The organism is Pseudomonas sp. B21-031 (assembly GCF_024748985.1).
Lineage (GTDB): Bacteria > Pseudomonadota > Gammaproteobacteria > Pseudomonadales > Pseudomonadaceae > Aquipseudomonas > Aquipseudomonas kermanshahensis.
Genome location: NZ_CP087181.1, coordinates 2,926,685 through 2,946,950, shown reverse-complemented (window position 1 = coordinate 2,946,950; position 20,266 = coordinate 2,926,685). Strand labels below are relative to the sequence as shown.

General features: G+C 64.0%; 18 protein-coding genes and 1 pseudogene. 10 read left to right on the top strand and 9 right to left on the bottom strand.

What is annotated here, in order from left to right:
* Positions 1 to 38: 38 nt before the first annotated feature.
* The gene (locus tag LOY53_RS13085) at positions 39 to 752 is read right to left on the bottom strand and encodes an MgtC/SapB family protein (RefSeq protein WP_099429372.1); all 714 of its coding nucleotides are present in this window, start codon (positions 750 to 752) and stop codon (positions 39 to 41) included.
* A 413-nt stretch (positions 753 to 1,165) separates the two neighbouring features.
* Between LOY53_RS13085 and LOY53_RS13080 the strand changes: the two genes are divergently transcribed.
* A complete protein-coding gene (locus LOY53_RS13080) occupies positions 1,166 to 1,633 on the top strand; it encodes a sterol desaturase family protein (protein ID WP_027593197.1) in 468 nt (155 codons plus the stop codon).
* A 12-nt stretch (positions 1,634 to 1,645) separates the two neighbouring features.
* Here the strand turns inward: LOY53_RS13080 and LOY53_RS13075 are convergent, their stop codons facing one another.
* Positions 1,646 to 2,545 carry a bile acid:sodium symporter family protein gene (locus LOY53_RS13075; protein WP_099429371.1) on the bottom strand — a complete coding sequence of 300 codons (900 nt, stop codon included), beginning with the start codon at positions 2,543 to 2,545 and terminating at the stop codon, positions 1,646 to 1,648.
* Positions 2,546 to 2,742: 197 nt separating this feature from the next.
* On the opposite strand from LOY53_RS13075, the gene LOY53_RS13070 reads away from it, so the two are divergent.
* The 9 genes and pseudogenes from LOY53_RS13070 (at position 2,743) to LOY53_RS13030 (ending at position 11,346) form a co-directional block, all read left to right on the top strand.
* Positions 2,743 to 3,624: a Dyp-type peroxidase gene (locus LOY53_RS13070; protein ID WP_258704135.1), complete on the top strand. Its 882-nt coding sequence runs from the start codon at positions 2,743 to 2,745 to the stop codon at positions 3,622 to 3,624.
* Between the two features lie 88 nt (positions 3,625 to 3,712).
* Positions 3,713 to 4,621 (top strand): aldo/keto reductase, encoded by a 909-nt coding sequence (locus tag LOY53_RS13065; protein ID WP_252824161.1) that lies wholly within the window; start codon positions 3,713 to 3,715, stop codon positions 4,619 to 4,621.
* Between the two features lie 4 nt (positions 4,622 to 4,625).
* Positions 4,626 to 5,909 carry an NTP/NDP exchange transporter gene (locus LOY53_RS13060; protein WP_252824159.1) on the top strand — a complete coding sequence of 428 codons (1,284 nt, stop codon included), beginning with the start codon at positions 4,626 to 4,628 and terminating at the stop codon, positions 5,907 to 5,909.
* A 223-nt stretch (positions 5,910 to 6,132) separates the two neighbouring features.
* Positions 6,133 to 6,264, top strand: a pseudogene (locus LOY53_RS13055) (general stress protein); the annotation flags it as partial.
* 54 nt (positions 6,265 to 6,318) lie between these two features.
* Positions 6,319 to 7,653, top strand: coding sequence for an iron-containing redox enzyme family protein (locus LOY53_RS13050; protein WP_252824157.1), 1,335 nt, complete (start codon positions 6,319 to 6,321; stop codon positions 7,651 to 7,653).
* Complete coding sequence (locus tag LOY53_RS13045; protein WP_252824155.1) at positions 7,653 to 8,606, top strand: class I SAM-dependent methyltransferase; 954 nt, start codon at positions 7,653 to 7,655, stop codon at positions 8,604 to 8,606. Before LOY53_RS13050 ends, LOY53_RS13045 begins: the two co-directional genes overlap by 1 nt.
* Positions 8,607 to 8,612: 6 nt before the next feature.
* Positions 8,613 to 9,764 (top strand): carboxylate-amine ligase, encoded by a 1,152-nt coding sequence (locus LOY53_RS13040; protein WP_252824154.1) that lies wholly within the window; start codon positions 8,613 to 8,615, stop codon positions 9,762 to 9,764.
* A gap of 46 nt (positions 9,765 to 9,810) precedes the next feature.
* Complete coding sequence (locus tag LOY53_RS13035; RefSeq protein ID WP_252824153.1) at positions 9,811 to 10,392, top strand: nucleosidase; 582 nt, start codon at positions 9,811 to 9,813, stop codon at positions 10,390 to 10,392.
* 111 nt (positions 10,393 to 10,503) lie between these two features.
* A complete protein-coding gene (locus LOY53_RS13030; RefSeq protein ID WP_252824152.1) occupies positions 10,504 to 11,346 on the top strand; it encodes a Ku protein in 843 nt (280 codons plus the stop codon).
* 56 nt (positions 11,347 to 11,402) lie between these two features.
* On the opposite strand, the gene LOY53_RS13025 is transcribed toward LOY53_RS13030, so the two are convergent.
* The 7 genes from LOY53_RS13025 to LOY53_RS12995 form a co-directional block, all read right to left on the bottom strand.
* On the bottom strand, positions 11,403 to 12,065 hold the full coding sequence (locus tag LOY53_RS13025) for a glycosyltransferase family 2 protein (protein ID WP_252824151.1): 663 nt from the start codon (positions 12,063 to 12,065) through the stop codon (positions 11,403 to 11,405).
* Positions 12,062 to 12,661 carry a bifunctional 2-polyprenyl-6-hydroxyphenol methylase/3-demethylubiquinol 3-O-methyltransferase UbiG gene (locus LOY53_RS13020; RefSeq protein ID WP_252824150.1) on the bottom strand — a complete coding sequence of 200 codons (600 nt, stop codon included), beginning with the start codon at positions 12,659 to 12,661 and terminating at the stop codon, positions 12,062 to 12,064. Before LOY53_RS13020 ends, LOY53_RS13025 begins: the two co-directional genes overlap by 4 nt.
* An 11-nt stretch (positions 12,662 to 12,672) precedes the next feature.
* Positions 12,673 to 13,422: a PIG-L deacetylase family protein gene (locus tag LOY53_RS13015; RefSeq protein WP_252824149.1), complete on the bottom strand. Its 750-nt coding sequence runs from the start codon at positions 13,420 to 13,422 to the stop codon at positions 12,673 to 12,675.
* Entirely contained in the window at positions 13,419 to 14,462 is a 1,044-nt protein-coding gene (locus tag LOY53_RS13010; protein ID WP_027593210.1) for an acyl-CoA dehydrogenase family protein, read from the bottom strand. Before LOY53_RS13010 ends, LOY53_RS13015 begins: the two co-directional genes overlap by 4 nt.
* Positions 14,462 to 16,954, bottom strand: coding sequence for a DNA ligase D (ligD, locus tag LOY53_RS13005; RefSeq protein WP_252824148.1), 2,493 nt, complete (start codon positions 16,952 to 16,954; stop codon positions 14,462 to 14,464). The genes LOY53_RS13010 and ligD overlap by 1 nt, the downstream gene beginning before the upstream one ends.
* Positions 16,955 to 17,067: 113 nt before the next feature.
* Entirely contained in the window at positions 17,068 to 18,648 is a 1,581-nt protein-coding gene (locus LOY53_RS13000) for an aldehyde dehydrogenase (NADP(+)) (RefSeq protein WP_252824147.1), read from the bottom strand.
* Between the two features lie 44 nt (positions 18,649 to 18,692).
* Positions 18,693 to 20,246, bottom strand: a complete 1,554-nt coding sequence (locus LOY53_RS12995; RefSeq protein ID WP_252824146.1) for a UxaA family hydrolase — start codon at positions 20,244 to 20,246, stop codon at positions 18,693 to 18,695.
* Positions 20,247 to 20,266 lie beyond the last annotated feature (20 nt).

Sequence of the window (20,266 nt, the reverse complement as noted above, 5' to 3'; positions counted from 1 at the left end):
AGTCGAGTCCTGTAATCCGTTGGCTGGGTGGGTAGGCGTCAGTCTGCCGCCACCTCTTGCGGCTGCAACTGCCAGCGCACCGAGCTTACACCTTTTTCCAGGCTCACCCGGCTGACCAGCCGTTCCAACTGCGCCGGTGCCTGCGGGTTGCCCAGCAGTTCGGCGCGTACTTCAAGGCGTGCCGGGTTGGGTAGGTCCTCGCTGTGCAGCGATTGCAGGCGCAGCTCCGGGTCGCCGAGGCTGTGCAACATCAGGCTGCGGACCTGGATTTCATCCTCGGCACGGCACACGACTCGCACTTCGAAGCGTTGCTCCACTTCAGTGGCCGGGACAATGTCCTGGCGGTCCAGGCGCTGGGCGATGTCGCGCAGCAGGATGTTGGCGCACAACACGGCCAGGCTGCCCAGGGTCGCTTCCAGCAGCAGCCCAAGGCTGCACAGTACGCCAACGGCCGCCGTGCACCACAGCGTGGCGGCAGTGTTCAGGCCGCGCACGTTGAAACCGTCGCGCATGATCACGCCGCCCCCAAGAAAGCCGATCCCCGACACCACATAAGCAGCCACGCGCGAGGCGTCGTTGGGGGCCATGCCCGGTACAGCCTGGGTCATCAGTACGAACAGGCAAGCGCCGGTACTGACCAGCGCATTGGTACGCAAGCCAGTAAGGCGTTGACGCAGTTGACGCTCGGCGCCGATCAGGGCACCCAGCAGCAGGGCGATGCTGACGCGCAGCAGAAAGACTTTCCAATCCATAGCAAACCTCTTCCACGGGCACACGCCCGCATGAACGCCATCGGGTGTTGGCGTGGTTGAATAACCAGAAAATGCGCAGGACCACAGAAGGAAGAAAAGAGGAAGCTGCAGCCACAGGGGCTGAAGAAATCCACCATCAAGCCATGACGGCGAGACAGTGGCAGGGCACTGCCGGACTAGCTCGCCAAGTGGGCCTGTCGCAAGCGACTGGGGCTACTGTCCAATGCAGGACTCCTGTTTGGGGATGCGAAATTGCGTCGCGGACCTTACGCCCCGAGATAGGCGAGGTCAAGGGTAAAAACATGACAAGGGCTTCATCAGGAAAGTGCCTACAGCCCGTCACGCCTGCATGGAAAAATAGGCGGGTAGTCGGTAACCTTGCGCCTTCCCTTGCGATCACCCGGACCCGTTACATGCTGTTCAATCTCGCCGTGCTGCTCGGCACACTGGTGGCCATGGAGGGTGTCGGCACACTGGCGCACAAGTACATCATGCATGGCTGGGGCTGGTGGCTGCACCGCTCGCACCATGAGCCACACCTGGGCATGCTCGAGACCAATGACATTTACCTGCTTGCGCTGGGGCTGATCGCCGCCGGCCTGGTGGCGCTGGGTAAAGCCGGGTACGCCCCCTTGCAGTGGGTGGGTGGGGGCGTGGCCGGGTACGGCCTGTTGTATGTGCTGGCCCACGACGGGTTCTTTCATCGCCACTGGCCGAAAAAACCGCGGCCAGTCAGCCGCTACCTCAAGCGCCTGCATCGCGCCCATCGGCTTCACCATGCGGTCAAAGGCCGTCAAGGCAGCGTGTCGTTCGGCTTTTTCTACGCTCCGCCCCTTGCAGTGCTCAAGCGCCAGTTGCGCGACCGGCGCGAGCGGCCCTGACCGTCACTGCGGTCAGTTGACCGCGTTGCCCTCGGCCTCAACGGTTTCTGCCACGTGCCCGCGGCTCACCCACCAGCCAAACCCTGCCGCCGTGAAGAACATGATCAGGCTGTACAGCGCCGCTGGCACCGCCATGGTGGCGTTGTTCAGCAACGAAGGGCTCAAGGCCAGCGCGATCGCCAGGGTACCGTTGTGGATGCCGATTTCCATGCCGATAGCGATGGCCTGGCGCTTGGGAATCTTCAACAGCCGGGGCACCCAGTAGCCTACGGTCAGGCTCAGCACGTTGAACAACAGGGCCGCCAGGCCTACCACGGGGGCGTACTCGACCACCGTCTGCCAGTCCTTGGCCAGCGCGAGGATGATGGTGAAAGCCAGAAACAGCGCCGCCACCAGCTTCATCGGCTTTTCCATGCGTGCGGCAAAGCGCGGGGCAAAGTGGCGGATCAACATGCCCAGCGCCACCGGCAGCAGGACAATCGCGAACACCTGCAACACCTTGGCAAACTGCAGCGGGATGGCCTGGTCCGAGGCCATGAACCAGCCCAGCGACAGGTTCACCAGCAGCGGCATGGTGAGGATCGCAATCAACGAGTTGACCGCCGTCAAGGTGATGTTCAATGCCACATCGCCGTGAGCCAGGTGGCTGAACAGATTGGCCGTGGTCCCCCCCGGCGAGGCCGCCAGCAGCATCAGCCCCACCGCCAGGGCAGACTCCAGGCCAAAGCCGTTGGCGATCAGGAAGCACACCAGCGGCAGCAACAGGATCTGGCAGACCAGGCCAATCACCACAGGCTTGGGGTACTTCACCACACGGGCGAAATCAGCCAGGGTCAGCGACAGCCCAAGGCCGAGCATGATGATGCCCAGGGCCAGGGGCAGAAATGCGGTGAGCAGGGGCGAGGCAGTCATGAAGGGGCTCTCGGATCAGGGAGTCGCACAAAGGATTCCGAGGAGTGTAGGTGGCACTGTAGTGATAGCTAATTGCAAAGCGCCACCTCTTGGTAACCTTTTGTTACCGAGTGCACCGTGCGCAGCGTCTGCCTGCCGCGTTGCGATGGGCGTCCCGGCGCAGTAGCATGCGCGCTTTTACCGAGGATTAGCCTGTCATGCCGTTTCAGCAAGGTCTGCTTGCCACGCCGGTGCCGGCCCATGCCCGCCACCTGTTCTTCACGCTGCACTCGCCCGAAGCGCTGCCCGCCGCACTCGACGCCTTGCTGCCGCAGGTCGACGGCCAACAGTTGATCCTGGGCGTTGGCGCGACCCTGGCCAAGGCCTTGGGCCGTGACGTGCCGGGTTTGCGTGCCTTCCCACTGCTGGACGCCGCCGTGGAGAACCCCAGCACCCAGCACGCCCTGTGGCTGTGGCTGCGCGGTAACGAGCGTGGCGACCTGCTGCTGCGGGCCCAGGCCCTGGAACACGCGCTGGCACCGGCGTTGCGCCTGGCAGACAGCGTCGATGGTTTTTTGCACCGGGGGGGCCACGACCTGACCGGCTATGAAGACGGCACCGAGAACCCGGTGGACGAAGACGCCGTGCAAGCCGCCATCGTTGACGACGCACACCCTGGCCTCAACGGTTCCAGCTTTGCCGCGTTTCAACTGTGGAAGCATGACTTGGAGTACTTCAAGGCGCTGCCCCAGGCGGACCAGGACAACATCATCGGCCGCCGCCTCAGCGACAACGAAGAGCTCGACGACGCCCCCGCGTCCGCGCACGTCAAACGCACCGCCCAGGAAAGCTTCGAACCTGAGGCGTTCATGGTCCGTCGCTCGGTCGCCTGGGCTGACGCCCGTGGTGCTGGCCTTGCCTTCGTGGCGCTGGGCCACAGCTTCGATGCCTTCGAAGTGCAACTGCGGCGCATGAGCGGCCTGGAAGACGGCATTATCGACGGCCTCTACCGTTTCAGCCGGCCACTGACCGGTGGTTATTACTGGTGCCCGCCGATGGGTGAAACCGGCCTGGACCTGCGCCTGCTGTTGCAGGCCTGATCGCTAACATCCAGATACAGAATCACTCGCCGAGGCGGGGTAGAGCGGCTAGCCTTGAAAGTTTCCGGTTCATGACGGGGGCTTTTCCATGTATGCACGTCGTGATGTCCTACGCGCCGGAGCAGCCTTGGGGTTGCTGGCCGCAAGCCCTTGGCTGCACGCTGGGGCAGCGAGTGGCCTGCTGACGCGCACTATCCCTTCCACCGGCGAGGCCTTGCCGGTCATCGGTGCCGGCACCTCAGGCAGCTTCGAGGTCGAGGCCGGCTCGCCTCAGTACCAGCAGCTCGCCACGGTGCTCAAGGCCTTCTTCGAAGGTGGCGGCAGGGTCATTGACACTTCGCCCAACTACGGGGGTGCCGACAGCATTCTGGGCCAGTTGCTGGAAGAGGGCGGCTGGCACAAGCAGTGCTTTCTAGCCACCAAGATTGCCGCCGATAGCCAGGCTGACGCACAAGCGCAGTGGCAAGGCAGCCTGCGCAGCTTGCGCACCGACAAAGTCGACTTGCTGCAGATCCACAACCTGCGTGATTGGCAGACCCAACTGCCCTACGCCCGCGAACTCAAGCAGCAGGGCAAGACCCGCTACGTCGGCATCACCCATTACCTGAACAGCGGCCAGGATGAAGTGGCCAGGATCGTACGTAGCGAACCGCTCGACTTCATTCAGATCAACTACTCGGTCAACGCCCCACAGGCCGCGCGTGAGCTGCTGCCATTGTGCCAAGACAAGGGCGTCGCGGTGCTGATCAACCGGGCGTTCGATGACGGCCGGCTGTTTGCCCGGGTCAAGGACCAAGCGTTGCCTGGCTGGGCGTCGGAAGTAGGTATCGGCAGCTGGGCACAGCTGTTTCTGAAGTTCGCCATCAGCCATCCGGCAGTGACCACGGTCATTCCCGCCACCAGCCGGCCTGATCGCCAGCTTGACCAGCTCAAGGCCGGGCATACACCGTTGCTCAGCCAGGCGCAGCAACAGGCGCTGATCGAACAGTTCGGCTGACACTATGCAAGGCTGGCGGCGACGGTTGGACCAAGGGCTGAACATACAACCAGGCGAAGGGCCGGCGGTGGTTGCTGGCCTGTTGTTGTTCTACTTGCTGTTCACCGGCTACTTCATGCTGCGCCCGGTGCGCGAGACCATGGGCGTGGCCGGTGGCGTGGATAACCTGCAGTGGCTGTTCACCGGCACCTTCGTCGCCACCCTGGTATGCCTGCCGCTGTTCGGCTGGCTGGCATCCAAGGTGCGGCGACGGCATATCCTGCCCTGGACCTACGGGTTCTTCACCAGCAATCTGCTGCTGTTCGCGGTGCTGTTTGCCCAGGCCCCGGACGATGTATGGAATGCGCGCGCCTTCTATATCTGGCTGTCGGTGTTCAACTTGCTGACCATTTCACTGGCCTGGAGCGTGCTGGCCGACCTGTTTGCCACCGAACAAGGCAAACGCTTGTTTGGCCTGCTGGCAGCGGGTGCCAGCCTGGGCGGCCTCTGCGGGCCGGTCCTGGGTACGTTGCTGGTGGGCCCGCTGGGGCATGCAGGCCTGCTGGTACTGGCCGGGCTATGTTTGCTAGGCAGCACCGGCGCTGCCTTGTTTTTGCAGCGCTGGCGAGACCGTCATCCGCTGCCGGCCTATCTGCAGCGCTCGACGTCCAAGCCGTTGGGTGGCAACCCGTTCGCGGGGGCTACTGCCGTGCTGCGCGCTCCTTACCTGTTGGGCATCGCGCTGTTCGTGGTGCTGCTGGCCAGTGTCAGCACGTTCCTGTACTTCGAACAGGCACGTATCGTCAGCGAGACCTTCACCGACCGCACCCGGCAAACCCAGGTGTTCGGCCTGATCGACACCGTGGTCCAGGCCTTGGCGATACTCACGCAGGTGTTTCTGACCGGGCGCCTGGCGCGAAGGATGGGCGTGGGCGTATTGCTGGTGGCGGTGCCGTTGATCATGGCCGCAGGCTTTGTCTGGCTGGCAGTGGCGCCGGTGTTCGCCGCCTTCGTGGTGGTGATGGTGGTGCGCCGGGCCGGTGAATATGCGCTGGTCCGGCCGGGGCGGGAGATGCTCTTCACCGTTTTGTCGGCAGAAGACAAGTACAAAGCCAAGAACTTCATCGACACGGTGGTCTACCGCGGCGGTGACGCCCTCAGCGGCTGGCTCAAGCGGGCACTGGATGTGATCGCGGAGCACCCGCAGTTGGCGATGCTGATTGGCGCGGCGATCGCGCTGGGCTGGGCCGGCACCGGCGCCTGGCTGGGTCGCCGCCAGGCGCGGCTCGATGCACCCGATGCCGAGTGAGGCGGGCGGTCGCTTGGCGCACCAAATACGTAACCTTCCCTTATTTAACGCCACCGGTCCGAACGTGCGGCAATAAAACGAATCCCTCGATATTGCCGAACTCCGAAGCTATGTACGGCCCAGTGCCGTGCATCCTGAAGTCATACGAGGCTTGAAGACCATGGCTAACAAAGAGAACAGCCGCACCGGCACCCAAGGCAAGGAAGGCAGCCAAGGCGGCAGCAAGAACCCAGGCAACTTCGCCAACGACCGTGAAAAAGCGTCCGAAGCCGGGCGTAAAGGCGGCCAGTCTTCGGGGGCAACATGCCTCACGACACCAGCCGCAAAGGCGGTCGTTCGTAACCGTCGTTTGTAACCGAGGGATCCGCAGTGCCAGGGCGACCTGGCACTGCATTCAGAGGCGCACGGCATGACGGTGATGACCTGCAAGACCGTTACTCATGAAAGGTCTATGACCCCAAGCCATAGCCTGCAGCACCGGTATCAGACCCTATTGCAAGGCCACGACGCCACCAGCGCTGCGTGGCTTAATGAACAGATCGCCCGCGTCGAGCAGTGCCCTGACGACCTGCCGGCCAACCCTTCACAGCTGTCTGCCTGGAGCGCCCAGCATGCCGCTGAGGTGGCCAAGGCCTACGCCGAATATCTCCAGCAGCGTCATCAAGGTGGGCCACGCCAGTTTTTCAGCAACCGCGCCCATGCGTTGTGGTTCCTCCAGCAAATTGCGCCGACCAAGGCCGTGGACGGGGCCTGGTTGCACGGCACGCTGCAGCATTGGCAAGACCCGCGTTACCACGGGCTGATCCGCACTTACCTGGAAGAACTGGGCAATGGCGACCCGCGCTGTAACCATGTATTGATCTACCAAAGGCTGCTCAGCCGCCTCGGCTGCCTGGAACGGCCGCCACTGGATGACGACCGTTATCTGCAAGGTGCCGTGCAACTGGCCTTGGGGCAGAACTGCGACGAATTTCTGCCCGAAGTGCTGGGCTACAACCTTGGCTACGAACAACCGCCGCTGCATTTGCTGATCACTACCTACGAGCTGGCGGAGTTGGGTATCGATGGCCACTACTTCCAGCTGCACGTGACCATCGACAACGCTGCCAGTGGTCACGCGCAGTTGTCTATCCAAGCGTTGCACCCACTGTGCCCCGCAGAAGACCCACAGGCGTTCTATCAGCGGGTGCGGCGGGGTTACCGCCTGAACGACCTGGGCATCTCGGCTGCCACCCTGGTCAGCCAGTTTGACCTCCAAGCGCAGCTGTTCGCGGCCCTGGAGTGCAAGCGCCAGTATGGTCAGTTCATGCACTCCGATCATTGCCGCTTGCAGCAACGTACCATCAATCAATGGCTGGCTGAGCCCGGCGCCATCCCGGCATTTGTTGGCGCCCTGCAGGCCCAGGGCTGGATTCGGCGCGGCGAGAACCCGGCGAATAGCCGCTGGTGGAAGCTGATCGAGGGGCCAACGGCGGCCATGTTTGGGGTGTTCACGGCGTACGAGAAGCAGTTATGGCATGACTGGATCGCTGACGACTGGCAGGCCACGACCCGCCGTGTCGTGCCTGGCAGTTGGGATACACCTTCAGCTTTGAGCGAAGTACCGATCGCCAGCATCGCCCCAGAAGGGCTTGCCACCCTTGTGGAGCGGATGTCCGGTAACCGTCACGCGTTGCCGGAAGGTTTGCAGGCTACTCAAGCCTTCATCCGCGCAACCGGCCTGATTCAAGAGGGATGCCAGTGATGCGGCTCGACTCGCCTCAAGGCCAGGCGGACCAGGCATTGCTGGGAGTCGGCATGCGCTTGCGTGCCGAAGGCTACCGCTTTACCTGCGTCAGCCCGGCCACCCATGCGCGCAACAATGCCCGCGATGGCGCCAGGCAGGCGACGAACATGCGCGATGTGTTCGGCTGGAGCCGACCCTTCGCGCCTTCGCTGATGCCTGCTGACCTACTACACCAGTTGGAGTGCGCGCAGGTGCTGACGCGACGCGGCGAGCTGATGGCCAGCACGGTGCGCTGGTCAAGCCTGAACGACCTGCTGCTGGTCCATTCGGCTTACCCGACTCATGCCAGTGACGCAGTCTTCTTCGGCCCCGACAGTTACCGCTTTGCCCAGGTCATCCACGATCACCTGCAACACCGCTTGTCTCGGGTGGAGCATGCGGTCGACATCGGTTGCGGTACCGGCGTGGGCGCCTTGATCATCGCGCGTGCCGCACAGCATGCGCAGGTCAGCGCGGTGGACATCAATCCGCTTGCGCTACGCTACACCGCCATCAATGCCGCATTGGCGGGTATCAACAACGTGTCGGTGGCCGCCAGTGATCTGCTCGATGGCACGACCGGCCGTTTTGACCTGATTGTCGCCAATCCTCCCTACATGCTGGACCTCAGCGCGCGCACCTACCGCCACGGCGGTGGTGCGCTGGGCGAAGCGCTGTCACTGCGTATCGTCGAGCAGGCGCTGGAGCGCTTGAGTGCGCGGGGCACCTTGCTGCTCTACACCGGTGTTGCGATGGTCGAAGGCCGCGATGCCTTGCTTGAAGCTGTTCGTTTACGTCTGGCGAGCCCAGAGTGGTCCTGGATCTACCGGGAAATCGACCCCGATGTGTTCGGCGAGCAACTGGCCGAGCCCGGCTATGAACAGGTGGAGCGCATTGCCGCCGTAGCGCTCACTGTCACGCGCAACGGCTGAAGGCCTATGCCGCGGCCTTGCACGTTCGGCATCGAAGAGGAGTATTTGTTGGTGGACCTTGCCACTGGCAAAGCCCCAGCGATGCCGCCGCCCAGCCTGGTAAGACACTGCCGAGAGGCAGTGGGGCCGTACTTTGTGCAGGAGATGTTTCGCAGCCAGATAGAAGTCGCCTCGCCGGTGTTTTCGAATCTGTACGAGGCACGGGAATTCTTCATGCATGCGCGGCAGCGGCTGACCGACGTGCTGGCGGCGCACGGTATGGGCCTGTATGGCGCAGCCAGCCACCCCAATGCACCTTGGTTCCGGCATAAGCCGCCAGCCTCGGCACACTACCGCCAGCTGTTCGACGACTACCGGCATGTGGCACGGCGCAGCCTGCTCAACGGTTTGCACGTGCACGTAGGCGTACCGGCTGACTGCGATCGCATGCAACTGATCAATCGCCTGGTGCCCTGGTTACCGTTGCTACTGGTGCTCAGCACATCGTCACCCTTATGGCTGGGCCAGGCGACCGGCTACATGAGCTACCGGCGGGTCATTTGTGGCGAGTGGCCGCACATGGGGCTGCCAGAGCCATTAGCTGATTGGCCCGCCTACGAGCGCTACCGAGCCTTGCTGCAAAGGACCGGCTCACTGGCAGAAAAGGGTGATTTCTGGTGGGCGATCAGGCCTTCGCAGCGCTTTCCGACAGTCGAGTTGCGCATCTGCGATGGTTGCCCTTGCCTAGAGGACGCGTTGAGCATTGCCGGCGTGTTTCGCCACTTGGTCGAGCACAGCCTGCAGCCAAGGCATGAACGCAGTCCCTTCAATCGCGAACTGCGCTGGGTCGCACAGGAAAACTACTGGCGAGCCATGCGCTATGGGCGCCATGGCCAATTCATCGGTGCCGATGCGCAGCAGCCGGTCACGGCGCAAGGCTGGCTTGGGCAGTTGCAGGGCCAGTTTCCGGTCGACACTGTCGACGCCGAACGCGCCTTCCAGCATGCCCACGGCATTCTGCGCGAGGGCACCAGCGCGGACCGGCAATTGCACTGCCTGGAGCGCGCACACGCCGATGGGCAAAGCGCAGCACACGCTTTACAGGCCGTGGTCGAGCAGGTGGTGACGCAAGGAAACGCCGCATTGCCAACGGCTGGGGTTGCAATTAGACAGGGTTGACCGAAAATGGCCGCGCCCTTTGCAGCCACTCGGAACGTCCTGCGCCATGATGCTGATCAAGCAATTTCCCCAGATCACCCCGACCGACACGCTTTTTGTCTTCGCCCTCGAGGCAGAGGCGGGCGCTGTGTTCGCCGACGTGAACACCGTGTTCACCGGCATCGGCAAGGTCAATGCCGCCATCGCACTGACCAAGGCCATTGCCCAGCGCAAGCCCAAGTTGATCGTCAACCTGGGCTCTGCCGGCAGTCAGCGCTATGGCAAGGGCGAGGTCGTGTGCTGTACCCGTTTCGTGCAGCGCGACATGGACGTCACGCCTTTGGGCTTCGCCCGCTACGAGACACCGCTGTCTGATATCCCGGTGCTGCTGGAACACGGCGAAGAAATCCCCGGGCTCGCCCTGGGTACCTGCGGCAGTGGTGACAGTTTCGAAGTCAGCCACGGCGAGGCACCTTACGATATCGTCGACATGGAAGCCTATGTGCTGGCCCTGATCGCCCGTGACGAAGGCATTCCGTTCGTCTGCCTCAAGTACATTTCAGACGATGCCGGCAGCGACGCGGCAGACGACTGGTCGGTGCAGGTGCACCTGGCCGCCGAAGCCTTCAAGCGCGTATTGTTCAGCTAATAAAGCGGCGCTGCCCGCCGCAGGGCAGCCTGACTAAACCTTCCCGGCGCGCCGCAGTCACTTTCAGTAGAAGCCCCGATAGACGCGGGGCCTGGCGGGAGGTGATTAACGATGGCTAGGGCAATCTGGAAAGGCGCGATCAGCTTTGGGCTGGTGCACATCCCTGTCTCGCTCAATACCGCTGTGCGCACCGAGCGGGTCGATTTCGACTGGCTCGACAAGCGCAGCATGGAGCCGGTCGGGTATAAGCGGGTCAACAAGGTCACAGGCAAGGAAATCGACAAGGAGCACATCGTCAAAGGTGTGGAGTATGAAAAAGGCCGCTATGTGGTGATCAGCGAGGAGGAGATCCGCACGGCCCGGCCTGAAGCGACCCAGACCATTGATATTTTCTCGTTCGTCGACGCCAGCGAAATCCCCCTTCAGCATTTCGATACCCCGTATTACCTGGCCCCCGACCGCCGTGGCGGCAAGGTTTACGCGCTGCTGCGCGAAACCCTGGCGAGTACCGGCAAGGTGGCCTTGGCCACGGTGGTGTTGCATACCCGTCAGCACCTGACGCTGCTGCGCCCGCTGGACGATGCACTGGTGATGATCACCTTGCGCTGGCCAGAGGAAGTGCGAGGGCTGGACACGCTGGAGCTGGACAAGAGCGTGACCGACACCAAAGTGGACAAGCGTGAGCTGGACATGGCCAAGCGGCTGGTGGAGGACATGAGCGGGCCGTGGCAGCCGGATGAATACCACGATGCGTTTCGCCAGACGATCATGGACCTGGTGGAAGAAAAGGCCAGTAAAGGCAAGATCAGCGTGGTCGAGAAGGGCGAGGGCGGGAGTGCGGAGAAAAGTGCCGATATCATCGACCTTACCGAGTTGCTCAAGCGCAGCCTGGGGGGCAAGAGTGGGGCCACTGGCAAGAAGAAGCCTGCCAAGCGGACCCGGAAGGCTTCTTGATCTTTCCATCTATGTATCGGCAGCCCACTCCTGTGGGAGCGCTATAAGCCTGCGATTCAGGAGGGGGAGGCTTCAAGGCCTGCCAGGAAATCCCCAAACCCTTCCCGGGCGCGGCTGTCGCGTCGGCTGCTGGTCGCCACGCTGTGCCGTGCCGTCCAGGAGATCTGCGCACCGTGCGCCTCCAGGTCGCGCACCAGCTGTACATCTTCATGGGCCGGCAACGGCTGGAAGCCTCCGATACGCAAATACGCCTGCGCACTGACTCCAAGGTTGGCGCCGTGGATATGCCGGTGCCCCTCTCGCGCCTGGTAATGGTTCAGGTACAACCGGCGCAGCGCGGCTTTCTGCCAGGGCTGCCAGCGCTCCACATGCACGGTGCCACAGACCACGTCCGCACCACACGCCAGTTGCGACAGCAACCAATGCGGCGGCACTTGGCTGTCGGCATCGGTACAGGCCAGCCAGCTGGCGCCCTGTTCGATCATCTGAGCCGCGCCGGCACTGCGCGCTATGCCAACATTGCCTGCATGCACTTCCAATGTCTGCACCTGGTGCCGCCTGGCAACCGCCGCGCTACCATCGCTGCAGCGGTCCAGCACCACCAGTATTTCGACCTGATAGCCCGCCAACTCGGCCTGGTCTGCAGCCACCCGCACGGACTTGAGGCAACGACCCAGGCGGCGTGCTTCGTTGTGCGCGGGTATGACCACGGCAATCATGGGCAGGTCTCGTCAAGGTCGACCACGCTGGGCTGACAGGACCAGTATTCGAGCAGAAAATCCGCTTCTTCATGGCGATAGACGGGGTACAGCGACAGATGCTTGCCCAGCATGCGATGCACTTCACGCCCGTCCTGGGGGCAGCCCGCAATCGGGTGTTTCCAGTGGCAGGCCAGCAGCCCGCCGTCGTAGCTCAAGCTGGCGGCTGACTGTTCGATCACCTGCAACCAATCGGTGGGATCAAGGTAGTAACCCAGCTCACTCAGCACGATCAGGTCAAAGCGCCCACCGGGCCAATCACCCGGAAGCCTCCCGAGCTCGACCGAGGCGTGGCTGACCTCGGCCAAGCGTTCCCGCGCGAGGCCTACGGCAGTCGGGTTCAAGTCCTGGCACAACAGGTCTGCACACCGCTCGGCCAGCAGGGCGCTCAGCTCGCCATTGGCGCACGCAGGCTCGAACACGCGCTGATAGCATTGGCGGGGCAGGCTGGCCATGACCAGCTCGCGCTTGCGCTTTTCGTACCAGCGGGTGCGAAAGGCCCAAGGGTCTTCGCTGCTGGCGTACAGGTCGGCGAAATACTGCGCGTCAAGGCTCATGACAACTCCCTTTACAAGAACACCAATTCGAAAGGCTGCAGCAGGCACTCCTGCAAGTTCGCTGGCAGCACGGGCGGTTGGCCTTCATCTGGCTCGAGTTGGCTGGTGTGCGCGGCCAAGGCCTTGCGCTTGCGGGCCAGGCGGGTTTCATCCAGCTGCACGCGATGAGCCCGTGGCCAGGGCAGGCGAGGGTCGTCCGGTTGCGCCCAGTGCCAGGCCCAGACCGGCACCTCCACCAATTGCACCTTGCGCGCCATTGCCGCTTGCGCGGCGGCCCTGCCCACCGCCTCGTGGTCGCAGTGGCCGTCGTTGCGCCAGGTCGCCATCAGCACGTCGTCAGGCTTGAGCAACTGGCTCAGGTGGTTGACCAGAAACGCCTCGTCGCGCGGCAGCGCGCCGTCCTTGAGGTGCAGCCTGCGCCAGTCCAGCCGGTTGAGGTCAAGTTCGAGCTGTTGCAGGGCGTGGCGGCTCTCCAGCGGCCGCTGCCTGCGCAAGCGGTGCTCGGTCCAGTGGCTGGAGCCTGGATGGCTGCCCTCGCCATCGGTAGCGGAGACCAACACCAGGTCGTCCTCGCGCCCATGAAAGCCTGCCAGCAAACCACCCGCCATAAGAATTTCGTCATCCGGGTGCGGGGCGACCAGTACAAGCCGGCGGCCAGGCGGGCACAGCTGCCCTGGGTCGATCCAGGTGGCCCTGGCCAGGTGCGCGGCGTGCTGCCAGGCCGACCAGGGGGTACCGCTACTCGACTCGATCAAGTTCATAGTTGCCAGGCTCCTGCCGGCAGGGTAGCCAGCTGCTGTCCGAGGGCGGCCAGGTCACGTTCGGCGTGGCTCTGGCGTAGGAACACCGGCAAGTCGGCACTCAACCGGGCAAAGTGGCTGCTGCGGCAAAACGGCGAGGCGCCCAAGGCGCGCCCCACGTGATGGATCACGTGCTCGACGGCCTGCTCGACCTGTGCGCGGGTACGCCGCACTTCGAAGCAGGCGTCTGCGCCCGGCTGGCGGTCGATCCAGCCCGCACACTCGCGCAGCGCCGCCCTGGCACCGCACAAGGCGGCGTCCACAGCCCCCAAGTGTGCGTCAGCGTGCGGGTCTGGTCGCGGGTTGCGACAGTGTTCGCGCAGGTAGTCCGCCAGGGCCTCAGCGCCGCCGTACCAGCACGCCGCGATACCCCCACCACCGTGCCAAAAGCCGGGTCTGGAGAGGTACTGCCCGGGTCGGCCGATGGCGATACCAGGGGTATGGTTGAACTCGACCTCGACGCTCGCGGTAATGGCCATGCCGACCGCCTGCCACTGTTCGATACGCAAGCCTTGGCTGGGGTGCGACAGCTCTATGGCCACCAGCTGCGGTTGGTCGTCTTCACCCCATGCCGTGATCAGGGCGCGGTCGATTTGCAAGGCGCCCGAGCACCACGCCTTGCGGCCCGAAAGCCGCACCTGCTCGCCCTGGCGCTCGACGATACGTGCGCGGGCATCTGGCGGTTCCGCCGCCCATACACCCCAGATGCCGTCCTGCGCATGGTGCGCGGCGCCACATTCGGCCAGGATCGCCAAGGCATCGGTATGGCCTTCGTAAAGCTTGGCCAAAGCCATGTCACAGCCAGCAATGCGGGCCAGGCTCTGCCAGCGGCGCAACGTGTTGCCCTGGCCGGGCAGGGGCAGCAGGTCAAGGTGGTCGGCCTGCAGCGCCTGCATCAGCGCCGGCAGTTGGGTATCGAGGTTCAGCGCCTGCGGCCTTTCGGTGAAGGTGCGCAACAGGCGGTCGAGGGTGTTCAAATCAAAGTCCTGAATGATGCTCATCAGCCCAGCCCTAGCTGTTTGCGCATGCGCGCAGTGATCGATTGACGGGTCTTGCTCATCTCGGCCCAAGGGTCGTCCACCTCGGCCAGGCGCTCGTGCAGGTTGCCGATGTGCCATTGGTTGGCACCCTTGAGCCCGGCCAGCTCTTCACGCCAGATCGGCACGGACACCGGCAGGCCCTCCCGCGCGCGCAAGGAGTAGGCACAGGCGGTGGTGGCGCCTTTGCCATTGCGCAGATAGTCGATGAAGATGCGCCCGACCCGGTTCTTCGGCCCCGACACAGCGCTGAGGCGATCAGGGAACAGGTTGGCCAGGTAATCGACGATCGCATGGCTGAAGTCCTTCACCTCGTCCCAGCCCGCCTTTCGGGTCAGCGGCACGACAATGTGAATGCCCTTGCCACCACTGGTCTTCAGGAACACCTTCAGGCCAAGTTCGTCGAGCAGGGTCAAGGTCAGCTGCGTGGCCTCCAGCATGGCTTTCCAGGGCAGCGCTGGGTCCGGGTCCAGGTCGAGCACGAAGCGGTCCGGTTTTTCGAAGTCCTTGTCGGTGGCGTTCCAGGTGTGCAGTTCGAGCATGTTCATCTGCACCGCGCCCAGCAGGGTATCGGCGCGGTTGATGACCATGGCAGCCTGGCCGGCCTGTTTCTTGTCGTAGCTGACCACGTTGGGGATGTGCAGCTGGCCAGCGTTTTTCTGGAAGAACAACTCGCCACCGAGGCCGTCGGGCGCGCGGACCAGCGCCACGGGGCGGTTTTTCAGCTGGGGCAGGATCCATTGGCTCACCTGCGCATAGTATTCGGCGACTTGGCGTTTGGTGGTGGTGCGGGTGGCGTCGATGACGCGGTCAGGGTGGGTCAAGCGCAGTTCGCCCAACGCTTCGGGCTTGTGCTGAGCCTTGGTTTTGGCCACGGACTTACCAGGCATGGCGTGCTCCAGGTCGATCGCGGTCGCGGGTTTGTCATCGCGCAGGCCGTGGAAAACCGCATGGCGCACCACGCCGTCTCGGGTCATCTGTGCATAGGCGACTTCGGCCAGCAACGTCGGCTTGAGCCAGTTCACGCCCCGGGCTTCGGCGCCGGTCGGCGGCTTGCTCAGCATCGGCTTGGGGGTTTCCAACGGTTTCAGTCGCGCATGAATGGTTTCCAGGGTGGCAGCACTGAACCCGGTACCGACTTTGCCGGCATAGCGCAGCGCGCCGCTGTCGTCATGCACGGCCAGCAGCAAGGCGCCAAAACCGCTGCGGCTGCCCTTGGGGTCGGTGTAGCCGACAATCACGAACTCCTGGCGTTGCTGGCACTTGAGCTTGACCCAGTCGGCGCTGCGGCGCCCGGTGTAAGGGCTGTCGGCGCGCTTGCCGATCAGGCCTTCCAGGTTCATGCGGCAGGCGCTGTCGAGCAGGGAGTCGACCGGCTGATCGAAACCTTCGGAAAACCTCAACCACTGCGAGTCGGCCTGTTCAAGCAACTGCTGCAGGGTTTTGCGCCGCGCTTGCAGCGGTAACTGGCGTAGGTCCTCGCCGCCCAGGAAGGGCAGGTCGAACAGGTAGTAGAGGATGTGCTGATCGTCCTCCACGTCAAAGGCGTTCTGCAGGGCCTGGAAGTCGGCCACGCCGTGTTCGTCATTGACCACCATCTCGCCGTCCAACCAGGCCGAGTCGAGGCCAAGCGTGCGCAGTGCCTCTCGCTGATGGGGCAGCTTGGCGCTCCAATCGTGGCCATTGCGGGTAAAAAGACGCACGTCATCGCCGTCGATGCGCGCAAGAATCCGGTAGCCATCGAACTTGACCTCGTACAGCCAGTCGCCCGCGGGCGGCGAGTCGACCAAGGTGGCCAGTTGCGGTTGCAGCGTGTCAGGTAAGGGGGCGCTCTGTGCGCCTGCCTTGCGTTTGCGGGTACGCGGCGCCGCTTTTTCGGCAGGCTTGCTACGCCTTGGGACCAGGGTGCGCTCGCTGAGCACACTGTCGGGCTGGGCCTCGACGATGCTGTAATCGGCCTCGCTACGGGCTTCGCCATCGTGCGACTTGACCAGCATCCATTGTTCTTTCTTGCCCGCCAGGTGGGTGCGGAACAGGTTCCAGACGCCGTTGAGCTTCTCGCCTTGCAGGCGAAAGCGCAGCTTGCCCTTGGCATAGGCCTGCTGCGCATCACCTTCAGGCTCCCAAATGCCACGGTCCCAGACAATCACATCGCCCGCGCCGTAATGGCCCTCGGGGATATTGCCCTCGAAATCGGCGTAGTCCAGCGGGTGATCTTCGACGTGCACGGCCAAGCGCCGCACCTTCGGGTCCAGCGACGGGCCCTTGGGGATGGCCCAGCTCTTGAGCGTGCCGTCGAGCTCCAGGCGGAAGTCGTAGTGCAGGTGGCTGGCGTCGTGCTTCTGGATGCAGAACTGCAGGGCATGAGGCTTCCGGCCCCGGCCACGTTTACCGCTCGGCTCGGGCGTGGCATTGAAGTCACGCTTGCTCTGGTATTCCTGCAGGGGCTTGGCCATGGCGGGGTCCTGAAGAATCGCGGGGGCTCTTCAGGTGGGAGAGGGTGCGGTGAGGGGAGTTCAAAATTTCCCCCCGTCGAGCGCCTGACGGCTCGACGGGAGCACAAGGCCCTCTAGCAGCTTGAGCGGCTGCCCTCACCATCGACAAGGCGCCAGATACCCAGCGGATTGGCGTTCTGCAACGCAGGGGGCAGCATCGCATCAGGGTAGTTCTGGAAGCACACCGGCCGCAGGAAGCGATCGATCGCCAGCGACCCCACCGAGGTGCCGCGGGCGTCCGAGGTGGCAGGGTATGGGCCGCCGTGGACCATCGCATCGCACACCTCGACGCCGGTGGGGTAGCCGTTGAACAACACGCGGCCGACCTTGGCTTGAAGCAATTCACTCAACCAGCTGAAGCCTGTCAGTTCTGCCGCTTCACCAATGACCGTGGCGGTCAGTTGCCCGCGCAGGGCCTGCACGGCGGCGCTCAGTTGCGCCTGATCTTCAACTTCAATGACCAGGGTCGCGGGCCCGAACACTTCTTCCTGCAGCAGCGGGTCGCCGTTCAGCAGCAGGCTGACATCGGCCTTGAACAGTTGCGGCTGCGCCTGACGTTCGCCCTGCTCGGCGCCGGCCAGGTGGGTGATGCCGGGGTGCGCGTGCAAGTGTTGTAAGCCCTGGCGGTAGCTGGCCAGGGTGCCGGCGTTGAGCATGGTCTGGGCACCTTGCGCAGCCATTTGTGCTTGCATGTGCTCGACAAAATGGCTGAATGCAGCAGAGCGCATGCCCAGCACCAGGCCTGGGCTGGTGCAGAACTGGCCACAGCCCAGGGTCACGGACGCGGCGAGCTCGCCGGCCAGTGCAGCGCCTCGCTGAGCCAGCGCTTCAGGCAGCAGGATCACCGGGTTGATGCTGGACATCTCGGCAAACACCGGGATCGGCTGCGCCCGCTCCGCAGCCATGCGCATCAGCGCGTTACCGCCCTTGAGCGAGCCGGTGAAACCCACGGCCTGGATGGCCGGGTGCTTGACTAGCCACTCGCCGACGCCCGCACCGTAGACCATGTTGAAGACGCCCGCCGGCATGCCACTGCGCGTCGCGGCGCGCAAGATGGCATCCGCTACACCTTCAGCGGTGGCCATGTGGCCGCTGTGCGCCTTGAACACCACCGGGCAGCCGGCGGCCAGGGCCGATGCGGTATCGCCGCCTGCGGTCGAGAACGCCAGCGGGAAGTTGCTGGCCCCGAACACGGCAACCGGGCCCACCCCGATACGGTACTGGCGTATGTCCGGGCGCGGCAGCGGCTGGCGCTGCGCCAGCGCGCGGTCGATGCGGGCGCCGTAAAAATCACCCCGGCGCAGCACCGTGGCGAACAGGCGCATCTGGCCGCTGGTGCGGGCACGTTCACCCTGGATCCGGCCGGCGGGCAGGGCCGTTTCCCGGCAAACCGTGGCGATGAAGGCGTCACCCAGTGCATCGAGTTCGTCGGCAATCGCCTCCAGAAACACTGCGCGTTGCTCGGCCGGCAGGTTGCGGTAGGCCGGGAAGGCCGCGGCAGCAGCCGTTGCGGCCGCATCCACTTCAGCTTCGGTGGCTTGGCAGAATGCGCCGGGCAGCGCTTCGCCAGTGCTGGCATCCAGGCTCTTGAGCAGCGTTTTGCCTTGCGCCGAGCGCTGGCCGCCAATGTAGTTGTGACCAAGGATCTGGGTCATGAGGGCTCCGATAAACGTTAAGGCAGGTACATCAAGGCAAGCAGTCAGGTAATGGCACCGATCTGCCACGGCACGAACTCGTTCTGCCCGTAGCCATGCTGTTCGCTCTTGCTGCGCTCGCCCGAGGCGATGCGCAGCATCATCTGGTAAATGTGCTCGCCGCGCTCTTCGATGGTCATGCTGCCGTCGGCAATACCGCCGCAGTTGACGTCCATGTCGTCTTCCTGGGTTTCCCACAGGCGCGTGTTGGTCGCCAACTTGATGGACGGCGAAGGCGCACAGCCGTAGGCGGAACCGCGGCCGGTGGTGAAGGCGATCAAGTTGGCACCCCCGGCGACTTGGCCAGTGGCCGAGATCGGGTCATAACCGGGGGTGTCCATGAACACCAGGCCATGGGCGCGCACCGGCTCTGCGTACTCGTACACATCCACCAGGTCACTGGAGCCGGCCTTGGCCACCGCACCCAGTGATTTTTCCAGGATGGTGGTCAAACCACCGGCCTTGTTGCCGGCCGAAGGGTTGTTGTTCAGCTCGGCGCCCATGCGCTGGCAATAGGCTTCCCACCACTGGATACGGGCGATCAGCTTTTCACCGACCTGCTGGCTTACGGCGCGGCGCGTCAGCAAGTGCTCGGCACCGTAGATTTCGGGGGTTTCCGACAGGATCGCGGTACCGCCTGCGGCGACTAGCCGGTCCACGGCATTACCCAGCGCAGGGTTGGCGGTGATGCCCGAGTAGCCGTCCGAGCCCCCGCATTGCAGGCCTACGGTGAGGTGGCGCACGCTGACTGGCTGGCGCTCGACCTGGTTGGCTTCGGCGAGCAACGCCTTGACCTGGGCAATGCCGCTGGCGATGGTCTTGCTGGTGCCACCGGTGCCCTGGATGGTGAAGGTGCGCAGGGTGTGGCTGCTTTGCAACCCTTGGGCGGCGAGCAGCTCAGGGATCTGGTTGGTTTCGCAACCCAGGCCGATCAGCAGCACCGAGGCGAAGTTGGCATGCACGGCATAGCCGCCCAAGGTCCGGCGCAGCATGGCCAAGGCCTCGCCAGAGGGGTCGACGGCGCAACCGACGCCATGGGTCAGGGCGACAACGCCGTCGACGTTCGGGTACGGCGCCAACGCTTCGGGGTGAATGTCACGGCGAAAATGGTCGGCGATTGCCCGGGCAACGGTGGCCGAGCAGTTCACCGAGGTGAGGATGCCGACATAGTTGCGCGTGGCGACCCGGCCATCGGCCCGGACGATACCCCTGAAGGTGTCGTCGTTGGGCGCCTGCACGCCACGGGCATCGACGCCAAAGGCGTAGTCACGGGCAAAGTCACCCATTGCCAGGTTATGCACGTGCACATGCTCGCCTGCGGTGATGGCCTGGCTGGCAAAGCCGATGATCTGCCCGTAGCGGCGCAGCGGCTGGCCGGCCGAAATGTCGCGCGCCGCCACCTTGTGCCCGGCAGGGATTGGCTGGCGAACGGTGATGCTCTCGTCCAGCAGCAACCCTTCGGGCAAGGCCTGGCGGGCGATGAGCACGTCGTCGAGCGAGTTGAGTCGGATCACGGCGTGGGCAGCGCGTTCACTGCCTGTTGTTGTAATGAGTTGCATGACAGTTACCTCAATAGGGC